Origin of the sequence: Saccharopolyspora hirsuta, assembly GCF_008630535.1 — a bacterium.
GTDB lineage: Bacteria > Actinomycetota > Actinomycetes > Mycobacteriales > Pseudonocardiaceae > Saccharopolyspora > Saccharopolyspora hirsuta.
Map to the genome: position 1 here is coordinate 350,948 of NZ_VWPH01000005.1, position 21,159 is coordinate 372,106.

Consider the following 21,159-nt stretch of genomic DNA (forward strand, 5'->3'; position numbering starts at 1 on the left):
TTGGACTGAATGGAGTCACACGACGGCCTCGGATCTTGCCACTTTCGTCCCTATCGCACCACTGGACCCGATCACGACATGCGTAACATCAACCACACGAGTTACATGATCGTCCGGTGGGTGAGATCGAAGAGCGATCAGCGCGGGTGACGGCGGCTCAGGACCAGGTGCTCGGGTCGCCCCAGGTGCGCAGCGGCCGGGTCGGCTCGGTGAGCGGGGCGGCGACCAGCTCGGGCAGCACCTCGACCAGGGGTTCGCGCAGGACCGCGGCGGCCAGCTCGTCGTAGGGCGTCGGCTCGGCGTTGCAGATGACCAGCTCGGCACCGGCCTTGACGGCCAGTTCGGCGAGCCCCGCCGCCGGGTGGACCGTCAGCGAGGTGCCCGCCGCGAGGAACAGGTCGCAGTCGAGCGCGGCGCACTGCGCGGCCCGGATCACATCGGGGTCCAGGGACTGGCCGAAGGAGATGGTGGCCGACTTCAGGATGCCGCCGCAGGACCGGCAGGGCGGGTCGGCCTCCCCGGCGGCGACCCGCTCCAGGGCCGCGCTCATCGGGCCGACCGCACCGCAGTCCAGGCACACCACCTGGAAGATCGTGCCGTGCAGCTCCACCACCTGGTCGCGGTCCAGACCGGCGCGCTGGTGCAGCTCGTCGATGTTCTGCGTCAACAGCGCCCGGAGCCGCCCGGAGCGGTCCAGGTCGACGAACGCGCGGTGCGCGGCGTTGGGCTCGGCGGTCCAGGCCGGGTGCTCGGCGCGGCTGCGCCACGCCTGCTCGCGCACCTGCGGGTCGGCGACGTAGCTGTCGATGTCGCTGAGGCGCTGGGCCGCCGGGTTCCTGGTCCACACCCCGTTGGGGCCGCGGAAGTCGGGGATGCCGGACGCCGTGGACACCCCGGCCCCGGTCAGGGCCGTGATCCGGCGCGCTCCGCCGAACAGCTCTCGGGCCCGCTGCCGGTCGCCCATGCCTCGTCGCACCACGCCTACACGGTCCCACGAACCCCGGGCCCGCTGTGCCCTCGCCCACCGTCTGCCCGCTCACACCGCCCGGACCTGGCCTTGTGAAGGCCGGTTTGCACTCCGGTAACGCCGGGCGAGCCCGGGTGAAACACCGGGTTCCTACGTTCGGTCCAACCGACGGAAGGAGCCGAGTTGACCGCGAGAGCACCTGCCCGCAGCGGCCGCTGGATCGAGGGCTGGAACCCCGAGGACGAGCAGTTCTGGGAGTCCACCGGCAGGCGCGTGGCGCGGCGCAACCTGATCTTCTCGATCGTCTCGGAGCACATCGGCTTCTCCGTCTGGAGCATCTGGTCGGTGCTGGTCCTGTTCATGTCGCCGGAGATCGGCCTGCCCTTCACCGCCGCCGAGAAGTTCCTGCTGGTGGTCACCCCGAACCTGGTGGGCGCGGTGCTGCGGCTGCCCTACGCCGCGGCGGTGACCCGCTTCGGCGGCCGCAACTGGACGATCTTCAGCTCCGCGGTGCTGCTGGTGCCCGCCGCGCTGGCCTGCTACTTCGTGCAGCAGCCGGGCACCCCGCTGTGGGTCTTCCTGCTCATCGGCGCCACCGCCGGGGTCGGCGGCGGGAACTTCTCCTCGTCGATGACCAACATCACGATCTTCTTCCCGCAGCGCCACCAGGGCTGGGCGCTGGGGCTCAACGCCGGCGGCGGCAACCTCGGCGTGGCGGCGGTGCAGGTCGTGGGCCTGCTGGTGATCGCCGCCGCGGGCAGCACCAGCCCGGCCTACGTGGCCGCGATCTACCTGCCGCTGATCGTGGTGGCCGCCGTGTGCGCGGCGCTGTTCATGGACAACGTGGACGCGGTGCGGGCGCGGCCCGGCGCGCTGCGCGAGGCGGCCGCGAACAAGCACACCTGGTGGATCTCGCTGCTCTACATCGGCACGTTCGGCTCGTTCATCGGCTACAGCTTCGCCTTCGGGCTGGTGCTGCAGACCGAGTTCGACTTCACCCCGCTGCAGGCGGCCAGCTGGACGTTCCTGGGGCCGCTGCTGGGTTCGGTCTCCCGCCCGGTCGGCGGCTGGATGTCCGACCGGCTGGGCGGCGGCCGGGTGACGCTGTGGGCGTTCGTCGGCATGACCGCGGGGACCGCGGCGCTGCTGCTGGCCTCGTCCCGGGGATCGTTCGCGGGCTACGTCGCGGCGTTCATCGTGCTGTTCGTGCTGACCGGGATCGGCAACGGCTCGACCTACAAGATGATCCCGGCGATCTTCGCCAAGGAGGCCGAGGACGAGGTGACCGACGGCGGCGAGGCGGTGGCCGCCTTCGCCAGGGCCCGCCGGTTGTCCGGCGCGGTCATCGGCATCGCCGGAGCGGTCGGCGCGCTCGGCGGCGTGGGCATCAACATGGCGTTCCGCGCCTCCTACGGCAGCGAGGCGGCCAGCGGCGACGCGGCGTTGATGGTGTTCCTCGGCTACTACGTGCTCTGCGTGCTGGTCACCTGGGCGGTTTACCTGCGAGGGGCGCTCAAGAGCACTCCGGTTCCGCAGCCCGCGTCGGCGCCGTCGAAGGCGGAGGCCACTCGTGCCTGAGTTGCGAACCGTTGCCACGCACTGCCCCTACTGCGCCCTGCAGTGCGGCACCCGGCTGACCCGCGAGCGGCGCGGGGTGTCGGTGCGGCCGACGGACTTCCCGGTCAACCGGGGCGGGTTGTGCCAGAAGGGCTGGACCGCACCGGCCCTGCTGGACGTGGCGGACCGGCTGCGGAACCCGCTGGTGCGCCGGGACGGAGAGCTCACCCCGGTCGACTGGGACACCGCGCTCGGTGTCGTCGCCGAGGGCGTGCGGCGGCTCCGCGCCGAGCACGGGGCGGACTCCGTCGGGGTGTTCGGCGGTGGCGGGCTGACCAACGAGAAGGCCTACCTGCTGGGCAAGTTCGCGCGGCTCGCGCTGGGCACCAGCCAGATCGACTACAACGGCCGGTTCTGCATGTCCTCGGCCGCGGCGGCGGGCAACGCCGCGTTCGGGGTGGACCGCGGGCTGCCGTTCCCGGTCACCGACCTCGGCGGCGCCGACGTGGTCCTGCTGGCCGGGGCCAACCCCGCCGAGACCATGCCGCCGCTGATGCAGCACCTGCGGTCCGCGCAGCTGGTGGTGATCGACCCCCGCCGCACCGCCACCGCCGAGCGGGCCGCGCTGCACCTGCAGCCCGCCCCGGGCACCGACCTGGCGCTGGTGCTGGGCCTGCTGCACATCGCGGTGGTGGACGGCTGGGTGGACCAGGACTACGTGCGCACCCGCACCACCGGGTTCGAAGCGGCCTGGCAGCGGGCGATGAGCTGGTGGCCGGAGCGCGTCGAACGCACCACCGGCGTTCCGGTGACCGCGCAGCGGCAGGCGGTGCGGATGCTCGCCGAGGCCGGGAGCGCGTACGTGCTCACCGGTCGCGGCGCGGAGCAGCACAGCAAGGGCGTCGACACCGTCGCGGGGTTCATCAACCTGGCCCTCGCGCTCGGCCTGCCGGGGCGTCCCGGTCGCGGTTACGGCTGCCTGACCGGGCAGGGCAACGGGCAGGGCGGTCGCGAGCACGGCCAGAAGGCCGACCAGCTGCCCGGCTACCGGATGATCGACGACCCGGCCGCGCGGGAGCACGTGGCCGGGGTCTGGGGCGTTGCTCCCGAGGTCCTGCCGGGTCCGGGGCGCAGCGCCTACGAGCTGCTGGACGCCCTGGGCACCGCGGACGGGCCCCGTGCGCTGCTGGTCTTCGGCTCCAACCCGGTGGTCTCGGCACCCAACGCCGCGCACGTGGCGCAGCGGCTGTCCGCATTGGACCTGCTGGTGGTGGCCGACTTCGTGCCGTCGGAGACCGCGCAGCTGGCCGACGTGGTGCTGCCGGTCACGCAGTGGGCCGAGGAGGAGGGCACCATGACCAACCTCGAAGGCCGCGTCCTGCGGCGCCACCGGCTCCAGGTGCCGCCCGGTCACGCGCGCAGCGATCTGGAGGTCCTGCACGGGCTGGCGGTGCGGCTGGGCGAACCGGGCCACCGCTACCCCACCCGACCGCGGGAGGTCTTCGAGGAGCTGCGCCGCGCCTCGGCCGGTGGCAAAGCCGACTACGCCGGGATCAGCTACGAACGGCTCGACGCCGGGGAGGCCCTGCACTGGCCGTGCCCGGACGACGGGCACCCCGGCACGCCCCGGCTGTTCCTGGACTCCTTCGCGCACCCCGACGGGCTCGCCCGCTTCGCCGCCGTCGAGCACCGCGATCCCGCCGAAGGTCCACAGAGGACGTTCCCGCTGACCGCCACCACCGGCCGGGTGCTCGCGCAGTACCAGTCCGGGGCGCAGACCCGGCGGGTGGACGAGCTCAACGAGGCGGCGCCGGAGGCGTTCGTGGAAATCCACCCGGACACCGCCGACCGCGCCGGTCTCGCCGACGGCGCGCTGGCGCGGGTGACCTCCCCGCGCGGCAGCGCGCTCGCGCGGGTGAGGGTGGTGGCCACCATGCGCACCGACACGGTGTTCCTGCCGTTCCACTTCCCCGGTGCGGGACGGGCGAACCTGCTCACCGGCGACGCGCTCGACCCGCGCAGCCGGATGCCGGAGTTCAAGGTCAGCGCGGTCCGCCTCGAACCGGCCCGGGAGGTGGCGGCGCGGTGAAGCGGATCGTCATCGTCGGCAACGGCCCGGCCGCGCACCGGTTGGTGGAGCGGCTGCGGGCGCACGGCCACACCGGACCGATCACGGTGCTCGGCGCCGAGCAGCACCCCGCGTACAACCGGGTGCTGCTGGGCTCGGTGCTGGAGCGCTCGCTGTCCGCCGAGTCCGTGCGACTGCCCGAGGTGGACGCCGAGGTCCGGCTGCGGGTCACCGCGACGAGCATCGACCGCGACCGGCGGATCGTGCGCACCGACACCGGCGAGCAGCACCCCTACGACGTCCTGGTCCTGGCCACCGGGTCCCGCGCGCGGCTTCCCGAGATCACCGGGCTGCGGGGTGACCGCCTCCAGCCGCTGCGCACCCTGGCCGACTGCGAGCGGATCGAGGGCGTCTCCGGGCCGCTGGCCGTGCTGGGCGGCGGGGTGCTCGGCGTCGAGGCGGCGCGGGCGCTGCTGGCGCGCGGGCACGAGGTGGCGCTGGTGCACCCGCAACCGCACCTGATGGAACGCCAGCTGGACCCGGCGGGCTCCCGGCTGCTGGCCGACCGGCTCGGCAAGCTCGGCGTCGAACTCCGCTTGGGGCGCAACGCCGTCGCCTACCGGCCGGGCCGGTTGATCCTGGACAGCAGCGAGGTGGTCCCGGCCCGGCTGGTGATCGCCTGCACCGGGGTGGTGCCGGAAACCGCGCTGGCGGTGCGGGCCGGGCTGGCAGTGCGGCGCGGGGTCGTGGTGGACGACCGGTTGCGCACCAACGACCCGCACGTCCACGCCATCGGCGACTGCGCCGAGCACGACGGCAGCACCCCCGGCCTGATCGCCTCGGCGTGGGAGCAGGCCGAGGTCCTCGCCGCCCTGCTCAGCGGCGGCGACTCCCGGTACTCCGGCACCCGCGCGGTCACCCGGCTCAAGGCGCGCGGCATCGACCTGGTCTCGATCGGCTCGGTCGGCGCGCTGGACAGCGGTGGGGCCGAGATCGTCACGCTGTCCGATCCCGCCCGGGGCCGCTACGCCAAGTTGGCGCTGCACGACGAGCGGATCACCGGCGCGGTGCTGTTCGGCTTCCCCGAGGCGATCGCCTCAGTCACCCAGCTGCACGACCGCGACCTGGCGGTGCCCGCCGACCGCCTCGCGCTGCTGCTGGGCACCCCGGCCGCGGTGCCCGGCGCGCCCGTGGAGCTGCCCGACGAAGCGGTGCTCTGCCGCTGCAACAACGTCACCAAGAAGTCCCTGACCACCGCCTGGCAGGGCGGTGCCCGCTCGGTGCCGGAGCTGGCCCGTGCCACGCGGGCGACCACCGGCTGCGGCGGCTGCGTCGACGACGTCGCACGCCTCTGCACATCCCTAGCCAAACGCACTGAACGCCAGGAGAAGGGCGTCGCTTGACACGCCTCGTGCCAACCGGAGTCCTGCTCAACCGCACCTCAGGGGACCGTGATGCAACCCAGCCACAAGAAACCGCACAACGCGAGACCACTCCCGAACGCAACCACCGCTGAAAATCGCGGAGAGGCGGGAAAGGGGCGCGGCATGACCCGCACGCTCATCGTCGTCGGCCACGGGATGGTCGGTCACCGCCTGGTCGAGACGCTCCGCGACCGCGACACCGCCGGTGCCTGGCGGATCGTCGTGCTCGGCGAGGAGCCCCGGCCCGCCTACGACCGGGTGGCGCTGTCGTCCTACCTGGACGGCAAGAGCGCCGAGGACCTGAGCCTGACCAGCCACGAGCTGCTGGACGACCCGCTGGTCGAGCTGCGGCTGGGCACCGCGGTGACCGGCGTCGACCGGACCGCCCGCACGGTGTCCACATCGGACGGTGACGTGCTGGGCTACGACGCGCTGGTGCTGGCCACCGGATCGCGGCCGTTCGTGCCGCCGGTGCCCGGACACGACCTGGACGGCTGCTTCGTCTACCGCACCATCGAGGACCTCGACGCCATCCGCGCCGCAGCCGCCGAGGGCGCTCCCGGCGTGGTCATCGGCGGTGGCCTGCTCGGCCTGGAGGCGGCGAACGCCTTGCGGCTGCTGGGGATGCGCGCGCACGTCGTGGAGATGGCGCCGCGGTTGATGCCGCTGCAGGTGGACGAGGGCGGCGGGCAGGTCCTCGGTCGGCTGGTCGGCGACCTCGGGCTGACCGTGCACTGCGGTGCGGCCACCAAGGCCATCGAGGGCGACGGCCGGGTCCGCGGGGTCGCGCTCGCCGACGGCACCGTGATCGACACCGAGCTGGTGGTGTTCTCCGCCGGGGTCCGGCCGCGCGACGAGCTGGCCGAGGTCGCCGGGCTGGAACGCGCCGAGCGCGGCGGGATCCTGGTCGACGAGTTCTGCCGCACCAGCGACGAGAACATCTGGGCCATCGGCGAGTGCGCCGCGGTGCAGGGCCGCTGCTACGGGCTGGTCGCGCCCGGCTACAGCATGGCCGAAGGCGTCGCCGAGCAGCTGCTGGAGCAGGGCGGCGGCGCCTTCCCCGGCGCGGACCTGTCCACCAAGCTCAAGCTGCTCGGCGTCGACGTCGCGAGCTTCGGCGATGCGCACGGCCAGACCGAGGGCGCGCTGGAGGTCGTCTACGCCAACAACGCGGCGGGCACCTACGCCAAGCTGGTGCTCAGCGACGACGCGCGGGTGCTGCTCGGCGGCGTGCTGGTCGGCGACGCCAGCGCGTACTCGGTGCTGCGTCCGCTGGTGGACCGCGAGCTGCCCGCGCCACCCGAGCAGCTGCTGCTGCCCGCCGGGTCCGGTGTGGACGCCGGTGCTCTGCCCGCAGACGCCACGGTGTGCTCCTGCAACAACGTGAGCAAGCAGGACATCACCACCGCCATCGGCGAGCAGGGGCTCACCGACGTGCCCGGCATCAAGGCCTGCACGAAGGCCGGGACCAGCTGCGGTTCGTGCGTGCCGATGCTGAAGAACCTGCTCGGCGAGTGCGGGGTCGCGACCTCCAAGGCGCTGTGCGAGCACTTCCCGCAGTCGCGCAGCGAGCTGTTCGAGATCGTCCGGGCCACCGGGATCGGTTCGTTCTCCGAGCTGATCGGCAGGCACGGCAGCGGGCGCGGGTGCGACATCTGCAAGCCCGCCGTCGCCTCCATCCTGGCCAGCCTCGGCCACGGGCACATCCTCGACGGCGAGCAGGCCGGGCTGCAGGACACCAACGACCGGTTCCTGGCCAACATGCAGCGCAACGGCACCTACTCGGTGGTGCCCCGGGTGCCCGGCGGGGAGATCACCCCGGACAAGCTGATCGTGCTGGGCGAGGTGGCCAAGGAGTTCGGGCTCTACACCAAGATCACCGGCGGGCAGCGCATCGACCTGTTCGGCGCGCGGGTGGAGCAGCTGCCGCTGATCTGGCGGCGGCTGGTCGACGCCGGGTTCGAGTCCGGGCACGCCTACGGCAAGGCGCTGCGCACGGTGAAGTCCTGCGTCGGCAACGACTGGTGCCGCTACGGCGTGCAGGACTCGGTGAGCATGGCCATCCGGCTGGAGCTGCGCTACCGGGGGCTGCGGGCGCCGCACAAGATCAAGGCCGGGGTGTCCGGGTGCGCCCGCGAGTGCGCCGAGGCGCGCGGCAAGGACTTCGGCGTGATCGCCACCGACAAGGGCTGGAACCTCTACGTCGGCGGCAACGGCGGGTTCACCCCGCGGCACGCCGAGCTGCTGGCCGCCGACCTCGACGACGAGCGGCTGATCCGGCTGATCGACCGGTTCCTGATGTTCTACGTGCGCACCGCCGACCGGCTGCAGCGCACCTCGGCCTGGCTGGAGTCGCTGGACGGCGGGCTGGAGCACCTGCGCGAGGTCGTCGTCGAGGACTCGCTGGGCATCGCCGAGGAGCTGGAGGCGGCGATGCAGCGCCACGTGGACAACTACTCCGACGAGTGGGCCGGGGTGCTGGCCGATCCGGCCAAGCTGGCCCGCTTCGTCTCCTTCGTCAACGCCCCGGAGGCGCCGGACCCGACCATCCGCTTCGTGCACGAGCGCGGTCAGATCCGACCCGGCCCGGTGGCGCTGCCGATGCCCGCCGTCGCAACCCAGGAGGTGTCCAGGTGACCTGGCAACGGATCTGCGAACTCGACCTGCTGCCGCCCGAGTGCGGGGTGCCCGCGCTGGTGCACGACCGGCCGGTGGCGGTGTTCCGCACCGGCGACGACGAGTTGTTCGCGGTCGGCAACGTCGACCCGTTCTGCGGGGCCGGGGTGATCAGCCGCGGCATCGTCGGCGACCGCGGCGGCGAGCCCACGGTCGCCTCCCCGATGCTCAAGCAGGTCTTCTCGCTGCGCACCGGGCAGTGCCTGGACGACCCGGCGGCGCGGCTGCCGGTCTACCGGGTCCGCCGCGGCGCGGGCGACGTGGTGGAGGTCGCGCTTCCTTGACCGACGAACTCGCTGGGTACACCGTCGCGGTGACCGCGGCGCGGCGGGCCGACGAGCTCGGATCGCTGCTGGCCAGCCGAGGCGCGCGGGTCCTGCACGGCCCGGCGCTGCGGATCCTCCCGCTGGCCGACGACGCGGAGCTGCGGCGGGTCAGCCGCAGCTGCCTGGAAGCGCCGCCCGACGTGGTGGTGGCCACCACCGGCATCGGCTTCCGCGGCTGGGTGGAGGCGGCCGACGGGTGGGGCATCGGCGCGGAGCTGCTCGACGCGCTGCGCCCGGCGCAGCTGCTGGCGCGCGGCCCGAAGGCGCGCGGCGCGGTGCACGCCGCCGGGCTGCCCGACCCGTGGTCGCCGCCCTCGGAGTCCTCGGCGGAACTGCTGGCGCACCTGCTCGACCAGGACCTGGCCGGGGTGCGGATCGCGGTGCAGCTGCACGGGCAGCCGCTGCCGGACTTCGTGGACGCGCTGCGCTGCGCCGGGGCGGAGGTGGTCGAGGTCCCGGTCTACCGCTGGACCGCGCCCGCCGACATCGGCGCCCTGGAGAACCTGCTGCGGTCGGTGTGCGCGCTGGAGGTCGACGCGGTGACCTTCACCAGCGCGCCCGCCGCCGCCAGCCTGCTGGCGCTGGCCGCCGAGCGGCGGTGCCGGGACGACCTGCTCGCAGCGCTGCGCGGCCCGGTGCTGGTCGCCTGCGTCGGTCCGGTGGCGCACGCGCCGCTGGCCGACCACGGCGTGCCCGCGGTGATCCCCCGGCGGTTCCGCCTGGGCGCGCTGGTGGGGTCGCTGTGCGATGCGCTGCCCGGCCGGACTCCGACGTTGCCGGTGGGCGGTCGGCAGCTGCAGGTGCGCGGGCACGCCGCCGTGGTGGACGGGGAGGTCCGGCCGCTCTCCCCGCAGGGCCGGACGCTGCTGGGGGTGCTGGCCGAGCGGCCGGGGCGGGTGGTGTCGCGGCGGGAGCTCGCCGAGGCGCTGCGCCGCGCCGGGGGCTCGGCCGACGAGCACGCCGTGGAGCAGGCGGTGGCCCGGCTGCGGGCGGCGCTGGGCTCGCCCGACCTGGTGCAGACCGTGATCAAGCGCGGCTACCGGTTGCCGCTGGAACCGATGGGGGACGCTCCGCGATGCGCACGACCGTGAACCCGCCGCTGCTGCTGGTCGCCCACGGCACCCGGGACCCGGCCGGACCCCGGGTGGTCGAACGCCTGGCCGCCGCCGCGGCCGAGCACCTCCAGGTCCCGGTGCACGTGGGCTACGTCGACGTCATCGGGCCGACCGCGGCCGAGGCGCTGGAGGGCATCGACGGGCCCGTGGTCGCGCTGCCCGCGTTCCTGGCCGCCGGGTACCACGTGCGCACCGACCTGCCCGAGCAGATCGCCGCCAGCGGGCGGGCGGACGTGGCGATCGGCGCGGCGCTGGGGCCCGCCCCGGAGATCGCCGAGGTGATGCGGGAGCGGTTGCTCGCAGCCGGGTGGCGGCCCGGCGCGCGGATCGCCTTCGCCGCCGCCGGGTCCTCCGACGAGCGCGCGCTGGCCGACGTGCGCACGGCGGCGCAGCTGCTGGGCCGCCGCTGCGGGCAGTGGCTGACCCCGAGCTACGTCACCACCGCCGCCCCGGCCACCGCCGAGGTCTGCGGGCCCGGCGACTTCATCGCCCCGTACCTGCTGGCCCCGGGGCTGTTCCACCAGCGGCTCGCGGAGCTGCCGGTGGCCGGGGTCGCCGAGCCGATCGGCGCCCACCCCGCCGTGGTGGAGCTGATCGCGCGCCGCTACCGGCTGGCCCGGCGCGCGGTGCCCGCGGCCTGAAATCGGAGGTGGTCCCGCGGGCCGAACTGGGTACTCCCACGGGATCCAGGCGGCGATGTCGGACCGCCCGGACCGGTTGCAGCTGCCGACGAGGGGGTTGGCCAGATGTCCACCACGACGAGTTCCAGCACGACGCACCGCACCCGTCGACAACCGGCGAGCAAGCAGCGCCGGCAGACCGGCCCGGCGATCCCGGTGCCCTACGTGACGGCCGAGCTGCACACCACCAAGATCCAGCTGCCGAAGGTGCCGGGACTGCCCAGCGGCAAGGACTTGGCCTCCGCCGTCGAGACGGTGCGCGGCCAGCTGCCCTCCCGGGACCAGATGCTCTTCTACGGCGGGTTGACCGCCGCGGCGGCGTTCAGCGTCATCGAGTGGCCGGTCGCGGCCGCGATCGGCATCGGCAACGCGCTCGTGCAGCGCAGCGTGCACCGGGAGATCAGCGAGGCCTGACCGCGAAGGACCGCCGATGCCGCTGGGTTGGCTGCTCGCGAAAGCCGCCGAGGTCGCCGCACCGGTGCTGCACGCAGCCCGCACCAAGACCGCCGCCCCCGCCGGGCGGCGGGTGTGGATCGGTCGGCGGCGCAGCCACCTGGAGATGCTCGGCGTGCACCGGCCGGGCACCGAGGCGGCCGCGCGCGACGTCGAAGCCCGGATCCTCGCCGCCGAAGGGGTGCGCAGCGCCGAGGTCAACGCGGTCCTCGGGCGCGTGGTCGTCGAGCACGATCCGGAGGTCGTGGACGTCGCGGTGCTGTCGCGCGTGATCGCCGAGGTCGAGCGCGAGCACGGCTTGGACGGTGCGTCACCGCGCAACACCGCCCACCCGGCCAACTCCGAGGCCGTGCTCCGCGACGTCGGCGCCCTGGTCGTCGGCCTGGTCGGGCTCGGGTATTCGGCCGTCGGCGCGCTGCTGCCGGTCCGGACGATGTCGCCGCTGGTCCCTGCGGTGGTGTCGCTGGTGGATTCCGTGCCGTGGATGCGCAACGGCCTCGAGCGCAAGCTCGGCCGCGCCCCGGTCGACACCACGCTGGCGCTGGGCGGTGCGGTTTCGCACGGGCTGTCCCGGCGACCGCTCGGCGTGCTCACCGACGTGTGCGGTCGGTTCTGCGCCTCGCGCGAGACGATCGCCCGGCAGCAGGCCTGGTCGGAGTGGGAGCAGTCCGCGGTGCACCGGTGCGAGCCGGTGGTGGTCGAGCCGCGCCCGCGGCCGGTCCCGGACGGCCCCGTCGAGCGGGTCGCCGCGGTCTCCGGCGGCGCCGCGCTGGCGGGCTACGGCACCGTGCTCGCCGCCTCGCGCAACCCGCAGCGCGCGCTGGCCATGCTGCTCGCCGGGGTGCCCCGTCCGGCCAAGGCCGGGCGGGAAGCCTTCGCCACCCACCTCACCACCGCGATCTCGACGCGCGGCGGACTCGTCCTGGAGCCCGATGCGCTGCGCCGCCTCGACCGGGTCGACACCGTCGTGTTCGACTCGCGCGTGCTGCTCACCGGCCGCCGCACCTTGGAGAACGTCGTCCCGCTGGACCCGGCGGCCGATGCCGCGGAGCTGTTCGCCCGCGCCAGCCGACTCGTCGACCCGCAGGACCCGAGCGCCGAGCAGGTCCTCGGAGACTGGTCGACCGGACCTGTTCGGGCCGCCGAGCACCTCCCGGACGCCGTTCGCGGCGCCGCTGCGGAAGCGTCCGCGCGCGGCACGGCGGTGGTGCTGCGCCACCGTGGCGAAGCCGTTGCCGTGGTGGGCGTCGTGGAGGAGCTCGATCCGCTGGCCGAGGCGCTGGTGGCAGCGGCCCGGGAGAACGGCGCGGCGGTGGTGGCCGGGGTCGGCAGCCGGTTGGACCGGCGGCTCCCGCTGGACCGGACCGTGGCCGGTGGTACCCGGCTGGCCGACTCGGTGCGCCGGTTGCAGGCCGACGGCGCGGTCGTGGCGGTGGTCTCGGCCCGCGCGAACGCCGCGCTGGCGGCGGCCGACGTCGGCATCGGACTGTCCACTGCGGACAGGACGCCGTGGGGTGCGGACGTCCTGTGCCCGCGGGCCGACGTCGTCCACCTGGTGCTGGCAGCGGCGGAGAACGCACGCACCGCGAGCCGCCACGCGGTCCTGCTGTCGGTGGCCGGTTCCTGCCTGGGGGCGTTGTTCGCCGCTTTCGGCCCGGCGATCGGCGCTCCGGCGCGCGCCTCGATGCCGGTGCACGCGGCGACCTTGTCGGCTTTCGTCACCGGAACCTGGGCCGGGATGTGCGCGGCGAACCGCGCTCCCCCGGTCCCGCAGGAGAGAACTCCTTGGCACGCGATGCCTCCGGCCGTCGCACTGTCCACGTTGTCCAGCTCGGAGCACGGGCTCGGCGAGTCCGTCGCGGCCACCCGGCGCCAGCACCGCGCCCGCGGCCGCGTCCCGGTGAGCGTGGCCGGGGCCACCGCGGAGGGGCTGATCACCCCGATCACCCCGGTGCTGGGCGCCGGGGCGGTGATCTCCGCGGGCCTGGGGTCGGTGGTCGACGCGGCGCTGATCGTCGGGGTGCTGCTGGCCAGCGCGCTGGTCGACGGGATCCAGCGGGTCGCCACCGACCGGGAGCTCACCCGGCTGCTCGACGCCGGACAGGTGCCCGCGCGCCGCAAGCGGGACGGCGCCGTCCAGGTGGTGCCCGCCGACCAGCTCGTGCCCGGCGACGTGGTCGAGCTGCGCGCCGGCGACGGGGTGCCCGCCGACTGCCGACTGCTGGCGGTGGACGGCCTGGAGGTCGACGAGTCCGGCCTCACCGGCGAGTCGCAGCTGGTCGTCAAGGACACCGCGGCCACCACCGCGCCCGAGGTCGCCGACCGCACCTGCATGCTCTACCAGGGCACGGCGATCGCCAGCGGGTCCGGCACCGCCGTGGTCGTCGCGGTCGGCGCGCACACCGAGCTCGGCCGCACCGCGCAGACCAGGGCGCCGGAGACCGGCAACGGCGTCGAAGCCCGGCTGGGCCAGCTGACCAAGCAGGTCCTGCCGCTCTCGGTGGGCGCGGGCGGCATCCTGCTCGTCGCCGACCTGCTGCGCGGCGTGCCGCTGGGCCGGACCGTCGCGCGCTCGGTGGGGCTGGCGGTGGCCGCGGTCCCGGAAGGCCTGCCGTTCGTCGCGACGCTCGCCGAGCTGGCCGCCGCGCGCCGCCTCTCCAAGCGCGGGGTGCTGGTGCGCAGCCCGGCGACCATCGAAGCTCTGGGCCGGGTCGACGCGCTGTGCTTCGACAAGACCGGCACCCTCACCCAGGGCCGGATCGCGCTCGGGCAGGTCTCCGACGGCCGCACCGGCCAGTCCACTTCGGACCTCGACGCGGCGCACCGGGAGGTCGTGGCGGCCGGGGTGCGGGCCACGCCCCGGCAGGACGACGAGCACCCGCTGCCCCACCTGACCGACCGGGCGGTGCTCGACGGGGCGCGCGCCGCCGGGGTCGTCGCGGACGGGGAGGTGCTGGCGGAGCTGCCCTTCGAGCCGTCGCGGGGGTTCCACGCGGTGCACACCGACGGCCTGCTGTCGGTCAAGGGAGCCCCGGAGGTGGTGCTCGACCGGTGCGTCCGCTGGCGGCGCCCCGGTGGTGGCAGCGCGGTGTTCGACGCCGAGGCGCGGGCCGACGTCGACACCGAGGTCGAGCGGCTGGCGATGGGCGGCTACCGGCTGCTGGCGGTCGCCGAGCGCGCGGTGCCCGGCTCGTTCGAGCTCACCGAGTCCGATGTGGACGACCTGGAGCTGGTCGGTCTGCTGGGGCTGGCCGACCCGGTGCACCCGGCCGCCGCCGAAGCGGTGGCGCAGCTGAGCCGCTCCGGGGTCGACGTGATCATGATCACCGGCGATCACCCCAGCACCGCCGCGGCCATCGCCGCCGAGCTCGGCATGCTCGGCGACAAGCGGGTGCTCACCGGCGCCGAGCTGGACCGGCTCGACGACGAGCAGCTGACCGGCGAGCTGCCCAAGATCTCGGTGTTCGCCCGGGTCAGCCCGGCGCAGAAGGCCCGCATCGTGCGCCGGATGCGGGCCGGTGGCCGGGTGGTGGCGATGACCGGCGACGGCGCCAACGACGTCCCGGCGATCAACCTGGCGCAGGTGGGCATCGCGTTCGGTTCCCGGGCCACCCCGGCCGCGCGCGAGGCCGCCGACCTCGTCGTCGCCGAGGACCGCATCGAGACGCTGACCGACGGCATCGTCGAGGGCCGCGGCATGTGGACGTCGGTGCGCGACGCGCTGTCGATCCTGCTGGGCGGCAACCTCGGCGAGATCGGCTACGCGCTGGGCACCGGGCTGATCAGCCCCGCGGCCGGGCTCAACGCCCGCCAGCTGCTGGTGGTCAACCTGCTCACCGACATCATGCCCGCCATCGCGATCGCGGTGCGGCCGCCGCCGCACGCCACCCCGGAGCGGCTGCTCGCGGAAGGCCCGGAGTCCTCGCTGGGCTCGGCGCTGGCGCAGGACGTCTACCTCCGCGCCGCGGCCACCGCCGGTGCGGCCGGGCTCGCCTGGCTGCTCGCCCGGCCGCTGTCCACCGCCGCGCAAGCGCGCACCACCGGTCTGGTCGCGCTGGTCTCCGCGCAGCTGGCGCAGACCCTGGCGGTGCGGGGCCGCACCCCGCTGGTCCTGGCCGCCGGAGCGGGCTCGCTGGTGCTGCTCGTCGGGCTCGTGCAGCTGCCCGGGGTCAGCCGCTTCTTCGGCAGCACTCCCCTGCTGCCGCACCACTGGGCCATCGCGGCGGGCACCTCGATCGCCGCGGCACTGGCGGTGCTGGTGTGGCAGAAGTGGCCGCGCAACACCGCCTGACCTGCACTGTTCCGGTCCGGTTCACCTCGCCGACACCTGCGGCTGGATCCCGTCTAACCCGGTCGGCGCACAGTCGGGCCGTACCGTCGCAGCAACGCGGAGAGAGCAGACCCCGATGCCCCAGTTCCTGACCACCGTCCTGACCGCCGTCGCCGTCGCCCTGGTGGAGACCCTGGTCGTCCACGTCGTCCGCAAGGCCCTCCGCGCGGCCTAGCGCCCGGGGCTCACACCCCGGCCAGCTCCGAGGCCTGCGTCTTCGCCGGTGCCGACCGCTGGGCGACGTAGGCACCGGCGAGGATCAGCGCACCGCCGAGCAGCTGGATCGGCCCCAGCGCCTCCGCCAGCAGCGCCCAGGCCAGCACGGTGGCCACCACCGGCTCCAGGAACGCGACCGCCCCGGCCACCTGCGGCGACAACCGGCGGACCGCGACGATGCCGGTCAGGTAGGCCAGCACCGTGCTGAGCACGACGATCCAGGCCACCGCCAGCAGCGCCGGGAACTGCTGCCCGGCCAGCTCCACGTCGCCGAGCAGCAGCGCCCAGTCCAGCTCCCACGGCCGCGCGATCAGGGTGACCACCACCGCGCCGAGCAGCAGCCCGAACCCGGCGAGGGCGAACGGGTCGACCTCGGGTCCGCTGTCGGAGAGCAGGAAGTAGGCCGCCTGGCAACCCGCGGCGCCCAGCGCCAGCAGCAGGCCGACCGGGTCGAAGCTCAGCCCGGACCACAGCTCCACCACGCACGCCAGCCCGACCATCGCGATCGCCACCCCGACCGCCGCCGAGCGGCTCACCGGGCGTCGGCGCACGAACCGGATCCAGCCCAGCACCAGCACCGGCCCCAGGAACTCGATCAGCAGCGCCACCCCGACCGGCACGCTGGCGATCGCCGCGAAGTAGAAGACCTGCACCCCGGCGATGGCGAACAGCCCGTACCCGAGGAGCAGCTTGGGCACCCGCCGCACCGCGGCGGCGTGCCGGAGCGCGAACGGCAGCATCAGCAGCGCGCCACCGGCCAACCGCAGCCACGCCACCTGCAGCGGGCTGAAGCCCGCGGTGATCAGCGGTTTGGCGAACGGCCCCGAGCCGCCGAAGCAGAACGCGGACGCGATCGCGACCGCCACCCCGGCGGACTTGGCACTGCTGGTCAGGTTGCGCACCGCACCATCGAAGCACGCGTCCCCGGCCACCCAGAAGCCGATTCCGGTACCGGCGTCCCAATCTTTGGGAACCCCCGGAAAAACAGCGGTTTTGCACGAAGTGGTACATGTGATCGAGAGTTTGCCGACCCTTAGTTGAGGGGCCTTACAGGACAAGCGTACTGTTAACGACGAAGAGAGCGGGTTCTGCGCGCACGCTCGGCCGACGTGCGCGAGACTCGCAATCGTTCCCGAACTTGCGCCCGTCGCGAGATGGAGTTGAACGTGACTGCACCTGCGAGCAAGGACAGCTTCGGCGCCCGCGGCACGCTGAACGTCGGCGACGCCTCTTACGAGGTGTTCCGGCTCAGCGCCGTCGAGGGGGCCCAGCGGCTGCCCTACAGCCTCAAGATCCTCCTGGAAAACCTGCTGCGCACCGAGGACGGCGCGAACATCACCGCCGACCACGTGCGCGCGCTGGCCAACTGGGACGCCAAGGCCGAGCCGTCCACCGAGATCCAGTTCACCCCGGCGCGGGTGATCATGCAGGACTTCACCGGTGTGCCGTGCGTGGTCGACCTCGCCACCATGCGCGAGGCCGTCGCCGACCTCGGCGGCGACACCTCCAAGGTCAACCCGCTGGCCCCGGCCGAGCTGGTCATCGACCACTCGGTGATCATCGACGTGTTCGGCAAGCCGGACGCCTTCGAGCGCAACGTCGAGTTCGAGTACGGCCGCAACAAGGAGCGCTACCAGTTCCTGCGCTGGGGCCAGGGCGCCTTCGACGAGTTCAAGGTCGTCCCGCCGGGCACCGGCATCGTGCACCAGGTGAACATCGAGCACCTGGCCCGCACCGTGATGTCCCGCAACGGCCAGGCCTACCCGGACAGCTGCGTCGGCACCGACTCGCACACCACCATGGTCAACGGCCTGGGCGTGCTGGGCTGGGGCGTCGGCGGCATCGAGGCCGAGGCCGCGATGCTCGGCCAGCCGGTGTCGATGCTGATCCCGCGCGTGGTCGGCTTCAAGCTCACCGGTGAGATCCCGGCCGGTGCCACCGCCACCGACGTGGTGCTCACGATCACCGAGATGCTGCGCAAGCACGGCGTGGTCGGCAAGTTCGTCGAGTTCTACGGCTCCGGCGTGGCCTCGGTGCCGCTGGCCAACCGCGCCACCATCGGCAACATGAGCCCGGAGTTCGGCTCCACCGCGGCGATCTTCCCGATCGACGAGGAGACCGTCCGCTACCTCAAGCTCACCGGTCGCCCGGCCGAGCAGGTCGCGCTGGTCGAGGCCTACGCCAAGGAGCAGGGCCTGTGGCACGACCCGAGCCACGAGCCGGAGTACTCCGAGTACCTCGAGCTGGACCTGTCCACCGTGGTCCCGTCCATCGCCGGCCCGAAGCGCCCGCAGGACCGGATCGTGGTCTCCGAGGCCAAGCAGTCGTTCCGCGCCGCGCTGACCGACTACGTCAAGGTCGAGACCGCTGACGACCGCGCGGTCGACGAGGCCGGCGAGGAGTCCTTCCCGGCCAGCGACGCCCCGGCGGTCACCCACCACGAGTCCGCCCCGGCCGTCGTCTCGGCCGCCAACGGCTCGAAGGGCCGGATCTCCAAGCCGGTCAAGGTGTCCTCCGAGGAGCTCGGCGAGTTCGAGCTCGACCACGGCGCCGTGGTGATCGCCTCGATCACCTCCTGCACCAACACCTCCAACCCGTCGGTGATGCTGGGCGCGGCGCTGCTGGCCCGCAACGCCGTGGACAAGGGCCTGACCCGCAAGCCGTGGGTGAAGACCTCGATGGCCCCGGGCTCGCAGGTCGTCACCGACTACTACGAGAAGGCCGGGCTCTGGCCGTACCTGGAGAAGCTGGGCTTCCACCTGGTCGGCTACGGCTGCACCACCTGCATCGGCAACTCCGGCCCGCTGCCGGAGGAGATCTCCGCCGCGGTGCAGGACAACGACCTGTCGGTGGTCTCGGTGCTGTCGGGCAACCGGAACTTCGAGGGCCGGATCAACCCCGACGTCAAGATGAACTACCTGGCCTCGCCGCCGCTGGTCATCGCCTACGCGCTCGCGGGCTCGATGGACTTCGACTTCGAGAACGACCCGCTGGGCACCGACACCGAGGGCAAGCCGGTCTACCTGCGCGACATCTGGCCGTCGCCGCAGGAGGTCCAGGACGTCATCGACTCGGCGATCACCAACGAGATGTTCACCAAGTCCTACGAGGACGTCTTCAAGGGCGACGAGCGCTGGCGGTCGCTGCCCACCCCGGAGGGCCAGACCTTCGAGTGGGACCCGGAGTCCACCTACGTGCGCAAGCCCCCGTACTTCGAGGGCATGGCCATGGAGCCCGCGCCGGTCACCGACATCTCCGGTGCCCGCGTGCTGGCCCTGCTCGGCGACTCGGTCACCACCGACCACATCTCCCCGGCCGGTGCGATCAAGCCGGACTCGCCGGCGGGCAAGTACCTCACCGAGCACGGCATCGACCGCAAGGACTTCAACTCCTACGGTTCCCGCCGCGGCAACCACGAGGTGATGATCCGGGGCACCTTCGCCAACATCCGGCTGCGCAACCTGCTGCTGGACGACGTGCAGGGCGGCTACACCCGGGACTTCACCCAGGAGGGCGGCCCGCAGGCGTTCATCTACGACGCCGCGCAGAACTACGCCGCGCAGGGCATCCCGCTGGTGGTGCTCGGCGGCAAGGAGTACGGCTCCGGTTCGTCCCGCGACTGGGCGGCCAAGGGCACCCGCCTGCTCGGGGTCCGCGCCGTCATCGCCGAGTCCTTCGAGCGCATCCACCGCTCGAACCTGATCGGCATGGGCGTGATCCCGCTGCAGTTCCCGGAGGGCCAGTCGGCCAAGTCGCTGGGCCTGGACGGCACGGAGACCTTCGACTTCGCGGGCATCACCAAGCTCAACGAGGGCGAGACCCCGGAGACGGTGCAGGTGACCGCGACCAAGGCCGACGGCTCCAAGGTGGAGTTCGACGCCAAGGTCCGCATCGACACCCCCGGTGAGGCGGACTACTACCGCAACGGCGGCATCCTGCAGTACGTGCTGCGCAAGATGATCCGCTCCTGATCCCCTGCCGACCCGGCAGGTGCAGTTGCCGAACGGGCCCGGTGCGCCACAAGCGCACCGGGCCCGTTCCCGTCGGGGCGCGAGTGTTTCCGGCCTCAGACCAGTTCCGCGCCGCGGCGTTCGGGGATGGCGAACATCGCCGCGAAGGCGAGGAGGTAGATCGCCGACAGCAGGGCCAGGGCGAACGGGAAGCCCTGCGCGGTGGCGACGAGGGCGATCACCACCGGGGCGAACCCGCCCAGGCCGCGGCCGATGTTGAACAGCACGTTCTGCGCCGTGGCCCGCGCTTCCGTCGGGTAGAGCTCGGCCATCAGCGCGCCGTAGCCGCCGATCATGCCGTTGGCGAACGCACCCATCACCGCGCCGCCGACCAGCAGCGCCGTCGGCGAGGCCAGCTGGCTGTAGACCAGCACCGACGCCGCAGCTCCCAGCTGGAAGGTCCAGAACGTGCGGCGGCGGCCGATCCGGTCCGCGAGGTGGCCGAACGCCACCGCGCCGACGAGCATGCCCAGCACCGTCACCGCCGTCCACAGCGAGGACTTGGTCAGGCTGTACCCGAACTGCTCGGACAGGTAGGTCGGCAGCCAGGTCATGATCCCGAAGTACCCGAAGTTCTGCACCGTGGTCAGCACGACCAGCGCGAGGCTGACCCGCACCGTCCGGGCATCGGCCAGCAGCAACCGGACCGGGCTCCGGCGCGGCGCCGGATCGGCGTTGCCCGCCAGGAACTTCGGCGACTCGTGCAGCCGCTTGCGCAGCACGACCGCGAAGATCGCCGGGGCGGCGCCGACGACGAACAGCCCCCGCCAGCCGAACGCGCCGATGATCCACGGCGACACCAGCGCCGCCGCGAGCACGCCGAGCTGGAAGCCGACACCCACCCAGGACGTCGCCCGGGCCCGCAGCCTCGCCGGGACGGCCTCGGCCGCCAGCGTCATGCCGATGCCGAACTCGCCGCCGATCCCGACACCCGCGACGAAGCGGTAGGCCGCGAGGTCGGCGAACCCGACCGCGATCGCGGACAGCCCGGTGAACACCGCGAACAGCAGCACCGACCAGGTCAGCATCCGGACCCGGCCGAAGCGGTCGCTGAGCATCCCGAACGCGAAACCGCCGGTGACCGCGCCGAGCAGGGTGATCGTCGTCAGCGAACCGGCCTGCGGGGCGGACAGGTGCAGGTCGGCGGTGATGCCGCCCAGGGCGAAGCTGAGGATCAGCAGGTCGAACCCGTCGAGGGCGTAGCCGACCGACGAGGCGAACACCGCTCTTCGCCCGTACTCCCCCAGCGGCTCGACCCCGGCCGCGCCCGCGCGTTGTTGTTCAGCGGTCATCACTTCTCCTGGACGGCGACGAAGATCGCCGACGTGCGAACGCGC

13 protein-coding genes are annotated in these 21,159 nt (G+C 73.5%); 10 read left to right on the forward strand and 3 right to left on the reverse strand.

Features of this window, described 5'->3' with window-relative positions; genetic code table 11:
* Nucleotides 1-157: 157 nt before the first annotated feature.
* Nucleotides 158-964, reverse strand: coding sequence for an SIR2 family NAD-dependent protein deacylase (locus F1721_RS12530; RefSeq protein ID WP_211840467.1), 807 nt, complete (start codon nucleotides 962-964; stop codon nucleotides 158-160).
* Between the two features lie 186 nt (nucleotides 965-1,150).
* Here F1721_RS12530 and F1721_RS12535 point away from each other — a divergent pair, with 186 nt between their 5' ends.
* From F1721_RS12535 to F1721_RS12575, 9 genes are all read left to right on the forward strand, one after another.
* Nucleotides 1,151-2,545 carry a nitrate/nitrite transporter gene (locus F1721_RS12535; protein WP_150066795.1) on the forward strand — a complete coding sequence of 465 codons (1,395 nt, stop codon included), beginning with the start codon at nucleotides 1,151-1,153 and terminating at the stop codon, nucleotides 2,543-2,545.
* Nucleotides 2,538-4,613 carry a molybdopterin oxidoreductase family protein gene (locus F1721_RS12540; RefSeq protein WP_150066796.1) on the forward strand — a complete coding sequence of 692 codons (2,076 nt, stop codon included), beginning with the start codon at nucleotides 2,538-2,540 and terminating at the stop codon, nucleotides 4,611-4,613. The genes F1721_RS12535 and F1721_RS12540 overlap by 8 nt, the downstream gene beginning before the upstream one ends.
* The gene (locus F1721_RS12545; protein WP_150066797.1) at nucleotides 4,610-5,995 is read left to right on the forward strand and encodes an FAD-dependent oxidoreductase; all 1,386 of its coding nucleotides are present in this window, start codon (nucleotides 4,610-4,612) and stop codon (nucleotides 5,993-5,995) included. The genes F1721_RS12540 and F1721_RS12545 overlap by 4 nt, the downstream gene beginning before the upstream one ends.
* Before the next feature lie 144 nt (nucleotides 5,996-6,139).
* Nucleotides 6,140-8,653 (forward strand): nitrite reductase large subunit NirB, encoded by a 2,514-nt coding sequence (gene nirB / locus F1721_RS12550; RefSeq protein WP_150066798.1) that lies wholly within the window; start codon nucleotides 6,140-6,142, stop codon nucleotides 8,651-8,653.
* Nucleotides 8,650-8,976 (forward strand): nitrite reductase small subunit NirD, encoded by a 327-nt coding sequence (nirD, locus tag F1721_RS12555; RefSeq protein ID WP_150066799.1) that lies wholly within the window; start codon nucleotides 8,650-8,652, stop codon nucleotides 8,974-8,976. The genes nirB and nirD overlap by 4 nt, the downstream gene beginning before the upstream one ends.
* On the forward strand, nucleotides 8,973-10,109 hold the full coding sequence (locus F1721_RS12560; RefSeq protein ID WP_150066800.1) for a uroporphyrinogen-III synthase: 1,137 nt from the start codon (nucleotides 8,973-8,975) through the stop codon (nucleotides 10,107-10,109). The genes nirD and F1721_RS12560 overlap by 4 nt, the downstream gene beginning before the upstream one ends.
* Nucleotides 10,094-10,774 carry a sirohydrochlorin chelatase gene (locus tag F1721_RS12565; protein WP_150066801.1) on the forward strand — a complete coding sequence of 227 codons (681 nt, stop codon included), beginning with the start codon at nucleotides 10,094-10,096 and terminating at the stop codon, nucleotides 10,772-10,774. The genes F1721_RS12560 and F1721_RS12565 overlap by 16 nt, the downstream gene beginning before the upstream one ends.
* Nucleotides 10,775-10,879: 105 nt before the next feature.
* Entirely contained in the window at nucleotides 10,880-11,227 is a 348-nt protein-coding gene (locus F1721_RS35055; RefSeq protein ID WP_150066802.1) for a hypothetical protein, read from the forward strand.
* Nucleotides 11,228-11,243: 16 nt separating this feature from the next.
* Nucleotides 11,244-15,557, forward strand: coding sequence for a cation-translocating P-type ATPase (locus tag F1721_RS12575; protein WP_150066803.1), 4,314 nt, complete (start codon nucleotides 11,244-11,246; stop codon nucleotides 15,555-15,557).
* 224 nt (nucleotides 15,558-15,781) lie between these two features.
* Here F1721_RS12575 and F1721_RS12580 read toward each other — a convergent pair whose 3' ends face one another.
* Nucleotides 15,782-16,714 (reverse strand): EamA family transporter, encoded by a 933-nt coding sequence (locus F1721_RS12580; protein ID WP_150066804.1) that lies wholly within the window; start codon nucleotides 16,712-16,714, stop codon nucleotides 15,782-15,784.
* Between the two features lie 252 nt (nucleotides 16,715-16,966).
* Between F1721_RS12580 and acnA the strand changes: the two genes are divergently transcribed.
* Nucleotides 16,967-19,783: an aconitate hydratase AcnA gene (gene acnA / locus F1721_RS12585; RefSeq protein WP_170301462.1), complete on the forward strand. Its 2,817-nt coding sequence runs from the start codon at nucleotides 16,967-16,969 to the stop codon at nucleotides 19,781-19,783.
* Nucleotides 19,784-19,878: 95 nt separating this feature from the next.
* Here the strand turns inward: acnA and F1721_RS12590 are convergent, their stop codons facing one another.
* Nucleotides 19,879-21,114 carry an MFS transporter gene (locus tag F1721_RS12590; RefSeq protein WP_150066806.1) on the reverse strand — a complete coding sequence of 412 codons (1,236 nt, stop codon included), beginning with the start codon at nucleotides 21,112-21,114 and terminating at the stop codon, nucleotides 19,879-19,881.
* Nucleotides 21,115-21,159 lie beyond the last annotated feature (45 nt).